This is a genomic window from Bradyrhizobium sp. SZCCHNRI3052, assembly GCF_032484895.1.
In the GTDB taxonomy this organism is placed as follows: domain Bacteria; phylum Pseudomonadota; class Alphaproteobacteria; order Rhizobiales; family Xanthobacteraceae; genus Bradyrhizobium.
Window position 1 is genome coordinate 160275 of sequence record NZ_JAUETW010000008.1, and the last position, 13919, is coordinate 174193.

Here is a 13919-nt window from a genome sequence, read left to right on the forward strand (position 1 = left end):
ATGAGCGATCCCATTCTCGACGTCCAGAACCTCGTCGGCGGCTACGGCAAGATGACGATCCTCAACGGCACGACCTTCTCGGTGCCGGCGGGCTCGATCACCACCGTCATCGGTCCGAACGGCGCCGGCAAGTCGACCGTGTTCAAGGCGATCTTCGGCCTGCTCAAGCTGCGCGAAGGCAAGGTGGTCTTCAAGGGCCGCGACGTCACCGGCTTGAGCCAGCGCGCGCTGCTCGGCGCCGGCATCTGCTACATCCCGCAGGGCCGCAACATTTTCGGCGAGCTGTCGGTCCGTCACAATATCGAGCTCGGCGGCGTGGCCGCACCGCGCGAGTTCGATCTGGCCGCCCGTGTCGAGGCGGCGCTCGACGTCTTTCCCGTGCTGCGCAGGAAGGCGGACCGGCAGGCCTCGACCCTGTCAGGCGGCGAGCAGAAGCAGCTCGAAATCGCGCGCGGGCTTCTGCTCGAGCCGCAGCTCGTGCTGATCGACGAGCCCTCCATCGGCCTGTCGCCCTTGATGGTGCAGCAGACCTTCGACATGCTAAAACAATTGCGCGACCGCGGCGTCTCGGTGCTCCTGATCGAGCAGAATGCGCGCTCGGCGCTGGAGATCTCCGACTACGGCATCGTGCTCGAGCTCGGCCGCACCCGCATCATCGACAAGGCCGACCGCGTGCTGGCCGATCCGCGCATCGGCCAGCTGTTCCTGGGCGGCGCGATGGAGGAGACGGCGGCATGAACCAGCGCTCGATCGCAACGGTCTCCATCTCAGGCGCGCTCGACGAGAAGCTCAAGGCGATCGCCGCCGCCGGCTTCGATACGGTCGAGATCTTCGAGAACGATCTCGTCGCGTTCGGGATGCGGCCGCGCGAGATCGGGCAGATGTGCCGCGACCTCGGACTTGCGATCTGCGCCTATCAGCCGTTCCGCGATTTCGAGGGCATGCCGGAGCCGCAGCGCGCGCGCAACTTCATCCGCGCCGAGCGCAAGTTCGACCTGATGCAGGAACTCGGCACCGATCTGCTGCTGATCTGCAGCAGCGTGTCGCCGGCCTCGCTCGGCGGCATCGACCGGGCCGCCGCCGATTTCCACGAGCTCGGCGAGCGCGCCGCGAAGCGCGGCTTGCGCGTCGGCTACGAGGCGCTGGCCTGGGGCCGCCACGTCCATGACTATCGCGATGCCTGGGAGATCGTCCGCCGCGCCGATCACAAGGCGATCGGCGTCATCCTCGACAGCTTTCATGCGCTGGCGCCGGCGCTGCCGACCAACGCGATCCGCGCGATTCCGGCCGACAAGATTTTCCTGGTGCAGCTTGCCGATGCGCCGAAGCTCGAACTGGATGTGCTGTCCTGGAGCCGGCATTTTCGCAGTTTTCCGGGGCAGGGCGATCTGCCGGTAGGCGCGTTCATGGAGGCGGTCGCCGCGACCGGCTATTCCGGGCCGCTGTCGCTGGAGATCTTCAACGATCAGTTCCGCGCCGGCTCGGCGCCGCGCACCGCGCTCGATGGCATGCGCTCGCTGCTGCTGTTGCAGGACGACCTCGCTGGAAAGACGCCGGCGTCATCGGCCGCGCGCTTCGAGCCTCGGGTCAAGAGCCACGGCATCGGCTTCGTCGAGTTCGCGGTCAGCGAGGACAAAGCGGAGTCTCTGGCGGGACTGTTCGGACAGCTTGGCTTCCGCAAGACGGGGCGTCATCGCAGCAAGGCGGTGCAGCGCTGGTCCCAGGGCGCAATCGAGTTGGTGATCAACTGCGAGCCGGCCAGTTTTGCGCATTCACACTACGTCACGCATGGGGCTGGTGTCTGCGCGTTGGCGCTGGACGTCGACAGTGCCGCTCGTGCCATGGCGCGGGCGCAGTCCTTGAAGACGCGCACCTTCACCCAGCCGGTCGGGCCGGGCGAGCTGGAGATCCCGGCGATCCATGGTGTCGGCGGCAGCCTGCTGTACTTCCTGGATACCCACGGGCGTCACTGGGACGTCGATTTCGAAGCCGTCGCCAGCGACAAGAGCACCGACCGTCTCGTCGCGGTCGATCACATCGCCCAGTCGATGCCGCATGAGGAGATGCTGTCCTGGCTGCTGTTCTATGCCGGGCTGATCGACTTCTCCCGCCTGCCGCAGATGGAGATCGCCGATCCCAGAGGCCTCGTGCAGAGCCAGGCGATCGTCAACGGCGATCGCAGCCTGCGCTTCATCCTCAACGGCTCCTCGGCGACGCGCACCTTGTCGTCGCGCTTCATCTCCGAGTTCTTCGGCTCCGGCGTCCAGCACATCGCGTTCTCCTGCGACGACATCTTCGCGGCCGTGGCCGAGATGCGCGCCCGCGGCGCCGGCTTCCTCGACATTCCCGACAACTACTACGACGATCTCGAAGCCAAGTATGATCTTGCGCCCGACACGGTCGCCGCGCTCCGTGCCAACGAGATCCTGTACGACCGCGACGGCGACGCCGAGTTCTTCCAAGTCTACACCCATATCTTCGAGGAGCGCTTCTTCTTCGAGATCGTGCAGCGCCGCAACTATCAGGGCTTCGGTGCGGCCAATGCCGCGATCCGGCTGGCAGCGCAGGCCCGCGAGGTGCGGCCGGACGCGATGCCGCGGCTTTAGCTCAGGGCTCGGGCCGGATGCCGGGCAGCCGGACGATCTCCTCGGCGAGATAGTCGATCAGCAGCCGCACGCGCGCGATGCCGGCGCGCTCCGGGACGATCAGCATGTTGAGGGGAGTCGATGGCAGACGGTGGTCGGGCAGGATGACCGTCAGCCTGCCAGCCGCGATGAGGTCGTCGACCAGCCACGCATGGCTCCCGCCGATTCCGCGCCCGGACAGCACGGCCTCTCGAACCGCGAGTCCGTGATTGGTGCGGAAGCAGCCTCTGAACGGCACCTCATGGCGTTCTCCGTCGGGTCCCATGACGACGAGCGACTCGCTGCCCGCGACGTTGGTCATGCGGACGCCGTCATGCCCGATCAGCTCCTGCGGCGTGCGCGGCGTGCCGCGTTTCTCCAGATAGTCCGGCGAGGCGACAAGAAGCCGGTGCGAGTAGCCGAGCGGCCGCAGCTTCAGAGAACTGTCGGTGAGCGGAGCGAGACGCAGTGCGATGTCGACACCCTCCCGCACGAGGTCGATGCGCTCGTCGGTCAAATTGAGATCGATCGCGATGTCCGGATAGCGATCCTGGAACGCGAAGACCAGCCGCGTGATGTGCAGGATCCCGAAGGCCGCCGTACAGGAGATCCGGATCGTGCCGGCGGCGGCGCCACGCGCACCGCGTGCCTCGTCGCCGGCCTGGTCGATCAGGCGGAGGATCTGGACGCAGTTCGCGTAATAGCGGCTGCCTTCGTCGGTCAGGGTGACGCGCCGGGTGGTGCGGCTGAGCAGCGGCACGCCGATCGCATCCTCCAATTCCTGAAGGTGACGCGAGATGGTGGATTGGCCCAGCCCGAGCTCGCGCGCCACGGCCGACAGGCTGCCGCGCTCGGCAACCCGGACGAAGCTGCGCATGTTGATGAGGCTGATGCCTGACTTATCCATAAATCAGCATAATGTTATCGATATATGCCATATAGTGGATAGGTGGCGCGCGTCTATGTTCCGGCTGTTCCAGCAAAGGGATCAAGGCCATGAATGTGCTGCTCGTCTCCGCCCACCCAGAACCCCGCTCGCTCAACGGCGCCCTACGCGACGTCGCGGCCGCCGAGCTCGAATCTCAAGGCCATCAGGTCAGGGTCTCGGATCTCTATGCGATCGGCTGGAAGGCGGCTGCGGATCGCGCCGACTTTCCGCAACTGCCGCCGGATGCGCGCCTCAACGTTGCCACCGCGTCGGGCGAGGCCTTCAAGACGCACACGCTCACTGACGACGTTAGGGCCGAGCAAGAGAAGCTCTTGTGGGCCGACGCGGTCATCCTGCAGTTCCCGCTGTGGTGGTTCACGATGCCCGCGATTCTCAAGGGCTGGGTCGACCGGGTGTATTCCTACGGCTTCACCTATGGCGTCGGCGAGCACAGCGACAAGCGCTGGGGCAACCGCTATGGCGAGGGTGTGTTTGCCGGCAAGCGCGCGATGCTGGTCGTGACCACCGGCGGCTGGGAGGAGCACTATTCGGCGCGCGGCATCAACGGGCCGATCGACGATCTCCTGTTTCCGATCAACCATGGCATCCTGTTCTATCCCGGCTTCGACGTGCTGCCGGCCTTCGTGGCGCACAAGGCGAGCCGGATCGACGAGGCCGGATTTGTTGAGATCGCTGACCGACTGCGCGCGCGGATGCGGACGCTGTTCACGGATCAGCCGATTCCGTACCGGCGGCAGAACCACGGCGACTATCTGATCCCGTCGATGCAGCTTCGTTCTGAGCTCGGCGCGCCGGACGCGCGCGGCTTCGCGCTGCATGTCGACGCCGCGCGCTGACGCGGAGGGCGCGGGCTCAGCCCGCGCCCATCGCGACCGCGATGTGGTAGGTCGCGAACGCCGCCGCATAGGCCAGCGCGAACATGTAGAAGAAGGTGACAGCCATCCAGCGCCAGCTGCCGGTTTCTCGGCGGATGACGGCGAGCGTCGAGGCGCATTGCGGGGCGAAAATGTACCAGGCGAGCAGCGCCAGCGCCGTGGCGAGGCTCCATTTGCTGGCCAGCACCTGTCCGATCTGCTCGGCGGCCTCCTTGCCGCCTTCGATCGCATAGACGGTGCCGAGCGCGGCGACTGCGACTTCGCGGGCGGCCATGCCGGGTACCAGCGCCACCGCGATCTGCCAGTTGAAGCCGACCGGCGAGAGCAGGGGGGCGATCGCCTGGCCGATCATCGCCGCGAGGCTGTAATTGATCGCGGGCTCGGTCGCGCCCTCCGGCGGCTGCGGGAACGACGCCAGGAACCAGATCAGCACCATCATCGCGAAGATCGTGGTGCCGGCGCGCTGCAAGAACATCTTGGCGCGGGTGTAGACGCCGATCGCGATGCTGCGCAACCGCGGCATCTTGTAGTCCGGCAGCTCCAGCATGAACGGCGCCGGCTGGTAGTCGCGCATCAGGAAGAACTTGACCAGGAACGACACCAGCAGCGCGCTGATGATCCCGGCGGCGTAGAGCCCGAACATCACCAGGCCCTGCAGGTTGACCAGGCCCCAGATCTTGGTCGGCGGGATGAAGGCCGAAATGATCAGCGTATAGACCGGGATCCGCGCCGAGCAGGTCATCAGCGGCGCGATCAGAATCGTGGTGAGCCGGTCGCGCCGGTTGTCGATCACGCGTGTCGCCATGATGCCGGGAATGGCGCAGGCAAAGCTCGAGAGCAGCGGGATGAAGGCGCGGCCATGCAGCCCGGCGCCGCCCATGATGCGGTCCATCAGGAACGCCGCGCGCGCCATGTAGCCGAAATCTTCCAGGAGCAGGATGAACAGGAAGATGATGATGATCTGCGGCAGGAAGACGATGACGCTGCCGACGCCGGAGATCACCCCGTTCTGCAGGAAGCTCTGCAGCAGGCCTTCGGGAAGCTCGTCGTGAACGAGCTGGCCGAGCGCATCAAAAGCCGCCGATAGCACCTGCATCAGCGGCTGGGCCCAGGCGAACACCCCCTGAAACATCACGAACAGGATCGCCAGCAGGATCAGCAGGCCGCCGACCGGATGCAGCGCGATGGCATCGATCCGGGCGGTCCAGGTATCGGGCCGCTCGGGCAGGCTGACCGTCTCCGCGATGATACGGTCGGCCTCGCGCTGGGTGGCGCGCAGCTCCGGGACCGTGAGGGGACGCCAGGTGTTGGCGCGCTCTCCGGTGGCCGCGGCCGCCTGGGCCAGGAGTTCGTCGGTCAGCCGCAGCAGGTCGTCGGTGCCGCCCTTGCGCACGGCGATCGACGTCACGACCGGCACGCCCAGCGCCTGCGACAGCGCGGAGACGTCGACCGTTACGCCGCGCCGCTTGGCGATGTCGAACATGTTGAGCACGAGCGCCAGCGGCCGGCCGGTGCTCTTGAGCTCGAGCAGCAGCCGGATGGTCAACCTGAGGTTGGTGGAGTCGGCAACGCACAACACCAGGTCGGGCAGGACCTCGCCGGTGGCACGTCCCAGCACGAAATCCCTGGTGATTTCCTCGTCAGGGCTGCGACCGCGCAAGGAATAGGTGCCGGGCAGGTCGACCAGCGAGACCTGGCGGCCCTGCGGGGTGACGAAGGCGCCCTCTTTGCGCTCGACCGTGACCCCGGGATAGTTCGCGACCTTCTGGCGGCTTCCCGTCAGCGCGTTGAACAGCGAGGTCTTGCCGCTGTTGGGCGTACCCACCAGGGCCAGATGCAGCAGAGGGCTTTCCATGACGACGCTTTCCGCGCGGCCTATGCCACGATGACGGCCATGGCCTCGCGCCGGCGGACCGCGACGGTGATGTTGTCGACACGCACGGCGATCGGGTCGCGCCCGACGATCCCCTCATGCAGGATTTCGACCCGGGCGCCCTCGACGAAGCCCAGTTCGATCAGCCGGCTCTCCAATTCGACGTCCGGCAGGGACGAGCTTGCGCCGCCCGCAGCCAGATGCTGGATTGTTCCGGTATAGCCTCGCCGGGCGAGACCGAGCGGCTGAGGCGGCCTTGTATCGCAGATTTCGCTCATAGCCTGTATTTTCAATCGCGTGCCAAGAGGTCAAGCGCGGCATGTTAAATGCCGCGGCATCTTAGAGCGATTTTAAACAGGCCGGGCGGATCGCCGTCTGATCTGCCTCAAGGAGCCGCGGCGGCTGCCGTGTGCCGGGTGTCCACCGCCGCCTTCGGCTCGAGGCCTGAAGACGCTGCGGCGCGGCTCTTGAAGTGGTCGAGCACGAACAGCCGGATCGCCGAGGACAGGTTGCCCTGCTGGCGATTGTTGTCGATCTCTCCGACCAGCTCGGACAGGGTCATGTTACGGAGACCCGAAATCTCCTTCATGCCGTTCCAGAAGGCCTCTTCGAGGCTGACGCTGGTCTTGTGGCCTGCGACCACGATTGAACGTTTTACGACGGGCGACTTCATCACGCGTCCTCGCCATTGATACGATGTTGATCGAGTAATTCGTTCGCGCGCTTGTCGCGTTGGGCGTCAGTTGCGCGTTCGGACTTCGTCCTGCCGAAGCGAGCGCGGTTGCTTTCGGCGACCTTCGCTTCCTGATCGCGCTCCACGCGCTTTCTGAAACGCTTCAAGTTGATGACATCACCCATGCTTGCTCCAATCATCTAAGCCATCGAACGTCGCGACGAGAGCATGCGCATTGCGCGGATGAGCCCAGGCGTTCTCCAGACAATCATGTCATCGCTCCCTGATAGTTCGATGGCCATTCGCGTCGTTGCGAGCGGGATTTGTTTACTCAACAAACGCAGCAGAACTTGTAGTCGAGAGTATCCTTTAGGGGTTAACAGCGAGAATTGCATCACCCCCCGTAGTACTACGGGGCTACCGCTACGCTCGCCCCGGCCTTGTCATCCTCTCGGGTTGAACGAGGCGGTCGAATTCGTCCTCGGAGACGAGACCGAGCCGCAAGGCCTCTTGTTTCAGCGTGGTGCCGCGCTGATGCGCTGATTTCGCGACCTTGGCAGCGTTGTCGTAGCCGATCTTCGGCGCAAGCGCTGTCACCAGCATCAGCGAGCGCTCCATCAGCTCGCGAATGCGAGCAGCGTCGGCCTGAATACCGGTTACGCAATGTTCGCTGAATGAACGTGCTGAATCACCTAGTAATTGTATGGACTGCATCATGCAATGTGAAAGCAATGGTTTGTAGACGTTCAGTTCGAAATGACCCTGACTGCCGCCCATGGTGATCGCCGTGTGATTGCCGAACACCTGGCAACACACCATCGTGAGCGCTTCGCACTGCGTCGGGTTCACCTTGCCCGGCATGATCGAGGAGCCCGGCTCGTTCTCCGGCAGGATCAATTCTCCCAATCCGGAGCGCGGGCCTGAGCCGAGGAAGCGGATGTCGTTAGCGATCTTGAACAGGCCGGCGGCCGCCGCATTCAGCGCACCATGGGTGTACACATAGGCGTCGTTGGACGCGAGCGCCTCGAATTTGTTGGCCGCGCTGGTGAAGGGCAGGCCGGTGATGTCGGCAACATGCTTGGCGAACAGCTTTGCGAACTTCGGATCCGCGTTCAGGCCGGTGCCCACGGCGGTGCCGCCCTGCGCCAGCGGCAGGAGATCCCGCGCCGCAATCTCGATTCTTGCGATCGCGCTCTCGACCTGCGCGGCGTAGCCGGAGAACTCCTGCCCCAGCGTGAGCGGCGTGGCGTCCTGGGTGTGGGTGCGGCCGATCTTGACGATGTCCGCGAACGCCTCCTGCTTGGCGCGCAATGCCGCCAGCAGCTCCGACAGCGCCGGCACCAGATGGCCCGAGATCGCGCGCGCTGCGGCGATGTGCATCGCGGTCGGGAACGAGTCGTTGGACGACTGGCTCATGTTGACGTGGTCGTTCGGATGAACGGGCTTCTTGGTGCCGCGCTCGCCCCCCAGCAGCTCGCTGGCGCGATTGGCGATCACCTCGTTGAGGTTCATGTTGCTCTGGGTGCCCGAGCCGGTCTGCCAGACGACCAGCGGAAAGTGGTCGTCGAGCTTGCCGTCGATGACCTCCTGCGCCGCTTGGACGATGGCGTCCGCCATGCGCGGCTCGAGCAGGCCGAGCTCGCGGTTGGTCTGGGCCGCGGCCATCTTCACCAGCGCAAGCGCGTGCACGATGGCGATCGGCATGCGGTCGTGGCCGATGCGGAAATTCTGACGGCTGCGCTCGGTCTGCGCGCCCCAATAGCGATCGGCGGCGACCTCGATCGGGCCGAAGCTGTCGGTCTCCGTGCGCGTCGCTCCGTGCGATGATGGATTTGCTGAATGTGCCATGAAGCATGCCCATGATTGGTGGTGAACCGGCGTCGACCGGTTCAAGCATGCTTCAATCTAGTGGTCCAACCGGCGTTCCGCGCGCGGCGAATGCGCCTACTTCTTGCGGAAACGGTCCAGGCGCACGACCTCGGCGCCTTCTCCCGGCGAGGCCGGCGGGAGCGGCTTGTCGTCGCTGGTCTCGGCCGGTGTCGCAGGCAGCGGACCGGCGATGGCCGATGGCGCCGGTGCGGCCGGCAGCTTCGGAGCTGGCGGCGTCTCGGCAATCGCCTCCGACGGCTCGAACTGCAGTCCGAATTGCACGGACGGATCGAAGAAGCTCTTGATCGCGTGGAACGGCACCACGAGGCGCTCAGGGATGCCGCCGAACGACAGGCCGACCTCGAACCGATCCTCCGAAACCACCAGATCCCAGAACTGGTGTTGCAGGATGATCGTCATCTCCTCCGGATATTGCGCGAGCAGCCGCGGCGACAGCTTCACGCCCTCGGCCTTGGACACGAAGGTGATGAAGAAATGATGCTCGCCCGGGAGACCATGGGCAGCAGCGTCGGTCAGCACCCGGCGCAGCACCCCGCGCAACGCGTCGCGCGCCAGCACATCGTATCGAATATGATCCGTCGCCATGATCGGTCCTGTATCGTGAGGGCTGCGCCCGACGTGTCGAGCGGCCGCGCCCGGCAGGCAGCAGCATTCCCGACTCGCGTCAGTCACATCGTACCCGGCATCGGTGCCGAGGTCAGCAGCCATGCCGGTCGATCGCCAGATATGGGAACGGGTAGAAGCTGGCGGAAGTCCGGTCAACGGAGGAATGAACGGATGACGCGCCAAAAAACTGGGGACAGCACGGCCCGCGACGGGGAGACCGGCCAAAGCGGGGCAAGTGAAAGTGGAGGCTTCTGTTGCCAGGTGCCTCCGAACCCCGCCTAACGGAGCTTAACCCGTTAGGACTTTAAGGTGGTCTTTCAAACTGCGTTACGCAGCCTGAGCAACCGGAGCAAAGTTGTCGTTGGCAACTATTGCAGTAGCCCGATAACGGCGGAACAATACCGGGAAAAAGCTCGCCCTTTACGCCCTCGTCGATCCTATTTCGCCCCCGCCAAAACCCATCTGTCGGTGGGCTTTGGTGGAGGCGCCGGGTACCGCCCCCGGGTCCGAATGGTTTATTTCGACGGCGATTTATTTCCATAGCCGGCAAGCCGGCACCCCCTATATAGGCCGCCGGCCGGCGGATGCACAGGGCCGAAACGCCGCGGCGCGCGACAAAAATGTGGGCGGCTGCTGGGAACCTCTGGTTCGACCTTGGTAGCCTGGTTTTCGTCCTCCTACAGTGCGGCATGCCTCCCGAAGCTGCGCAGGTTGCCTCTCCCGCTGCCGACATCGCCAGACACCCGCCCAGCCTCCGCACGCTCTTCTTCGCATTCGCGAAGATGTCGCTGTCGGGCTTCGGCGGCGTGCTGGTGTTCGCGCGGCGTGCGATCGTCGATGAGCATCACTGGATGACGGCGGAGGAGTTCAACGCGACCTTCGCGCTCTGTCATTTCCTGCCCGGACCGAACATCGTGAATTTCTCCGTGGTGTTCGGCGCGCGATTGCGCGGTGTCGCGGGTGGAATCGCTGCCTTTGCAGGCCTGCTCGGACCACCGATGCTGCTGATCACCTCTCTCGGTGCCATCTACGGTCATTTTGGACAAGCCGACACGTGGCGACGGGCGCTTGCAGGCGTGTCCTGCGTGGCCGTGGGTCTGCTGGCGTCGGTGGTGTTTCGCATGATCTCGCCGCTCCTGAAGAAGAGCGACGTGGCGGGCGTTGCCGTCGTGGCTGGCGTGTTCGTGGCGATCGGGCTGGCGCGCCTGCCGCTTCAGGAGGTTCTGCTGGTGGCCGTGCCGCTCAGCCTAGCCGTCACCTATGCCAAGACGCGGTCGGCACGATGAGCGGGGACGACAATCCGTTGTTCCAGCTGTTCTGGACCTTTGCGTTGATCTCGCTGTTTGCGGTTGGCGGCGCAGTGGCGGCGATTCCCGAACTGCAACGTGTTGCAGTCGAGGCCCGGCACTGGATGACGGACAAACAGTTCGCCGATCTGTTCGCACTCTCGCAATTGTCGCCCGGGCCCAACGTTCTGATCGTCACCCTGATCGGCTATTCGGTCGCAGGCGTGGCAGGTGCGGCGGTCGCGACGATCGCGATGTGCGGTCCCACCGCCGTGCTCTCCTATTTTGTCAGCCGCTGGCTCTCGAATGCGCGGGATGCGCGCTGGCCCGCCATGCTGCAGGCGACGCTGGTGCCGTTGTCGATCGGCTTGATGGCGGCGAGCGCATGGATTCTCGGTCAGGCTTCCGACCAGACGTGGCGGGCGTTCGCGCTGACGGTCCTTGCCGCAGTCGTTGCATCTATGACGCGACTCAATCCGCTCTGGCTGCTCGCCGCGGGCGGCTGTCTTGGTTTTGCTGGCCTTCTCTAGGGAAAGTCGCTAGGCAAAATAGAAGCGCGACCGGTTTGCTCCGGGCCGCCGAACGAAAACAGTGCCGGCCATCAAGGCCGATCGGGGAGGGCGAGGCATGGCCGAGACCACGGGCCAATTGTCGGGCGAAACGGCGGGCATGTCGGCCGCCCGCAGCGTGACCGGCGCATCGATCATTCTGGTCCTTGCCTTCGCGCCACAGATCATCGAACTGCTGATCGCCTTGGCCGGTCTTGTAGGTCCACTCTCCGGACGCGGTCCGCTGCAGGTCATTGGAGCCCATGCGTCGGCCTTGTCAATGGCGATCCCGAGCCTGGCGCAGCAATATGCCGCAAGCGGCAAGACCTCGCTGTCTTCCGATGTTCTGCTGGCTCTCATCTACACCTATCCGCTGATCGCGGTCGCGGTGTTCACATTCATGGTACGTCCACGCGCGCCGCAGGACTATTTCGGCGGCGTCGTGCTGATGGCGATCGCGCTGTTCGCGTTGTGGGCCTCCAGCGACCTGCAGGGCATGCGCGGCTTCTCGTTCGGTGCCGGAACTGCGCCGCGGATGTTCGGTCTGCTGCTGCTAGGGCTCGGAGCTGCCGTGGCCGTGATCGGCGTCGTGAGTGAAGGCGCGCAGCTTGCGACCTATCACTGGCGCGGACCGCTGTTCGTCTCGCTCGCGATCCTGACCTTCGCCGTCTCCATTCGCCCGCTCGGACTATTGGTCACGGGGCTTGCAAGCTTCCTGATCGCGGCGATCGGCAGCCCCGAGACGCGCTGGCGCGAGGCCCTGATCGTCGGCATCTGCCTGACCGGCGGCTGCGCGCTGCTGTTCCCCTACGTGCTGGGGTTGCCGATGCCGCTGTTGCCGCGTTTCCTTTTGCAGTGAGGGCGTGATGGATCTGTTTGCAAATCTCGCCCACGGTTTCGCCGTCGCGTTGTCGCCAATCAATCTGCTGATGTGCCTGATCGGCGCGCTGGTCGGCACGCTGGTCGGCGTTCTCCCGGGCATCGGGACCATCGCCACCGTCGCGATGTTGCTGCCGATCACCTTCGGCCTGCCGCCGGTCGGCGCGCTGATCATGCTGGCCGGCATCTACTACGGCGCCCAGTATGGCGGCTCGACGACCTCCATCCTGGTCAACATTCCCGGCGAGGCGACGTCGGTGGTGACCGCGCTCGACGGCTTCCAGATGGCGAAGCAGGGCCGTGCCGGTCCGGCGCTGGCGATTGCCGCGATCGGCTCATTCTTCGCCGGCTGCGTTGCCACCGTGCTGATTGCGATCCTCGGCGCGCCGTTGACCAAGCTCGCGCTGGCGTTCGGTCCGGCCGAGTATTTCTCGCTGATGGTGCTGGGCCTGATCTTCGCAGTCGTGCTGGCGAAGGGCTCGGTGCTGAAGGCGATCGCAATGATCGTGCTCGGCCTGCTGCTGTCGATGGTCGGCTCGGACATCGAGACCGGCGTCTCGCGCATGGCCTTCAATATTCCCGAGCTCGCCGACGGCCTGGGCTTTGCCACCGTTGCGATGGGCGTGTTCGGCTTTGCCGAGATCATTCGCAATCTCGATGCCGGCGCGGAGATGGACCGCGACCTCGTGCAGAAGAAGATCACCGGCCTGATGCCAACCAGGAAGGATCTGAAGGACTCCGCGCCGGCGATCCTGCGCGGCACGGTGCTCGGTTCGATCCTAGGCATCCTGCCGGGCGGAGGTGCGGTGATCGCCTCGTTCGCGGCCTATACGCTGGAGAAGAAGATCGCGCGAGATCCGTCGCGGTTCGGTCGCGGTGCGATCGAGGGCGTCGCGGCGCCGGAGAGCGCCAATAATGCGGCGGCGCAGACCTCCTTCATTCCGCTGCTGACGCTCGGCATTCCGCCGAATGCGGTCATGGCGCTGATGGTCGGCGCGATGACCATCCACGGCATCGTGCCGGGCCCGCAGGTGATGCAGAAGCAGCCCGATCTGGTCTGGGGCATGATCGCCTCGATGTGGATCGGTAATCTCATGCTGATCATCATCAACCTGCCGCTGGTCGGCATCTGGGTGCGGCTGTTGCGCGTGCCATACCGGCTGATGTTCCCGTCGATCGTGATCTTCTGCGCGATCGGCATCTATTCGGTCAACAACGCGCCGGTCGACGTCGTCCTGGCGGGCGCGTTCGGCCTCGTCGGCTACTGGCTGATCAAGCATGATTTCGAGCCGGCGCCGCTGTTGCTCGGCATGGTGCTGGGCCCGTTGATGGAGGAGAACCTGCGCCGGGCGCTGCTGATCTCGCGCGGCGACTGGTCGGTGTTCCTGACGCGGCCGCTGTCGGCCGTGCTGCTCGCGATCGCGGCGGGGCTGTTGGTGCTGGCGGTGCTGCCGACGTTGCGCCGCAAGCGCGACGAGGTCTTCGTGGAGAGCGAAGGCTGACCCGCGTCGGCGGACCGGACGCCGGAGGCGCTCGGGACGCTGGTGAAGGGCGAGATCGTCAAATGGTCCGCGGTCCTCAAGCCGGCGAGCTCGTACGGAACGGCCATGGATCGGGAGGGGGGGCGGAGCGTGCGGTTCCGCCCTTGTCGTTTGCAGCGGTGGCCGACATTTTTCGGGGTATAATTGGCGGCCCGGCCGAGTCGAGGCTAGGGCC

14 protein-coding genes and 1 other RNA gene are annotated in these 13919 nt (G+C 65.2%); 7 read left to right on the forward strand and 8 right to left on the reverse strand.

Annotated features, from left to right (window positions below):
* Positions 1-738: an ABC transporter ATP-binding protein gene (locus tag QW887_RS21910; protein ID WP_315713377.1), complete on the forward strand. Its 738-nt coding sequence runs from the start codon at positions 1-3 to the stop codon at positions 736-738.
* Complete coding sequence (locus QW887_RS21915; protein ID WP_316183980.1) at positions 735-2606, forward strand: bifunctional sugar phosphate isomerase/epimerase/4-hydroxyphenylpyruvate dioxygenase family protein; 1872 nt, start codon at positions 735-737, stop codon at positions 2604-2606. The genes QW887_RS21910 and QW887_RS21915 overlap by 4 nt, the downstream gene beginning before the upstream one ends.
* Before the next feature lies 1 nt (position 2607).
* Here the strand turns inward: QW887_RS21915 and QW887_RS21920 are convergent, their stop codons facing one another.
* A complete protein-coding gene (locus QW887_RS21920; protein WP_316183978.1) occupies positions 2608-3531 on the reverse strand; it encodes a LysR family transcriptional regulator in 924 nt (307 codons plus the stop codon).
* Between the two features lie 89 nt (positions 3532-3620).
* Here QW887_RS21920 and QW887_RS21925 point away from each other — a divergent pair, with 89 nt between their 5' ends.
* Positions 3621-4409, forward strand: a complete 789-nt coding sequence (locus QW887_RS21925) for an NAD(P)H-dependent oxidoreductase (RefSeq protein WP_316194958.1) — start codon at positions 3621-3623, stop codon at positions 4407-4409.
* A 16-nt stretch (positions 4410-4425) separates the two neighbouring features.
* Here QW887_RS21925 and QW887_RS21930 read toward each other — a convergent pair whose 3' ends face one another.
* The 7 genes from QW887_RS21930 to ssrA form a co-directional block, all read right to left on the reverse strand.
* Positions 4426-6303: a ferrous iron transporter B gene (locus tag QW887_RS21930; RefSeq protein WP_315713373.1), complete on the reverse strand. Its 1878-nt coding sequence runs from the start codon at positions 6301-6303 to the stop codon at positions 4426-4428.
* Positions 6304-6323: 20 nt separating this feature from the next.
* Positions 6324-6599: a ferrous iron transport protein A gene (locus tag QW887_RS21935; protein WP_315713372.1), complete on the reverse strand. Its 276-nt coding sequence runs from the start codon at positions 6597-6599 to the stop codon at positions 6324-6326.
* Between the two features lie 107 nt (positions 6600-6706).
* Positions 6707-6994, reverse strand: coding sequence for a ribbon-helix-helix domain-containing protein (locus tag QW887_RS21940; protein WP_315713371.1), 288 nt, complete (start codon positions 6992-6994; stop codon positions 6707-6709).
* Positions 6994-7179: a DUF4169 family protein gene (locus QW887_RS21945; RefSeq protein WP_315713370.1), complete on the reverse strand. Its 186-nt coding sequence runs from the start codon at positions 7177-7179 to the stop codon at positions 6994-6996. The genes QW887_RS21940 and QW887_RS21945 overlap by 1 nt, the downstream gene beginning before the upstream one ends.
* Positions 7180-7417: 238 nt before the next feature.
* On the reverse strand, positions 7418-8842 hold the full coding sequence (fumC, locus tag QW887_RS21950; protein WP_316183974.1) for a class II fumarate hydratase: 1425 nt from the start codon (positions 8840-8842) through the stop codon (positions 7418-7420).
* Between the two features lie 96 nt (positions 8843-8938).
* Entirely contained in the window at positions 8939-9469 is a 531-nt protein-coding gene (locus tag QW887_RS21955) for an SspB family protein (protein ID WP_316183973.1), read from the reverse strand.
* A 261-nt stretch (positions 9470-9730) separates the two neighbouring features.
* Positions 9731-10085, reverse strand: a transfer-messenger RNA (tmRNA) gene (ssrA, locus tag QW887_RS21960).
* A gap of 94 nt (positions 10086-10179) precedes the next feature.
* Between ssrA and QW887_RS21965 the strand changes: the two genes are divergently transcribed.
* From QW887_RS21965 to QW887_RS21980, 4 genes are all read left to right on the forward strand, one after another.
* Entirely contained in the window at positions 10180-10776 is a 597-nt protein-coding gene (locus tag QW887_RS21965) for a chromate transporter (protein WP_315713652.1), read from the forward strand.
* The gene (locus tag QW887_RS21970; protein ID WP_315713367.1) at positions 10773-11306 is read left to right on the forward strand and encodes a chromate transporter; all 534 of its coding nucleotides are present in this window, start codon (positions 10773-10775) and stop codon (positions 11304-11306) included. Before QW887_RS21965 ends, QW887_RS21970 begins: the two co-directional genes overlap by 4 nt.
* A gap of 97 nt (positions 11307-11403) precedes the next feature.
* Entirely contained in the window at positions 11404-12183 is a 780-nt protein-coding gene (locus tag QW887_RS21975) for a tripartite tricarboxylate transporter TctB family protein (RefSeq protein ID WP_315713366.1), read from the forward strand.
* A 7-nt stretch (positions 12184-12190) separates the two neighbouring features.
* A complete protein-coding gene (locus tag QW887_RS21980) occupies positions 12191-13705 on the forward strand; it encodes a tripartite tricarboxylate transporter permease (protein ID WP_315752476.1) in 1515 nt (504 codons plus the stop codon).
* Positions 13706-13919: the final 214 nt, after the last annotated feature.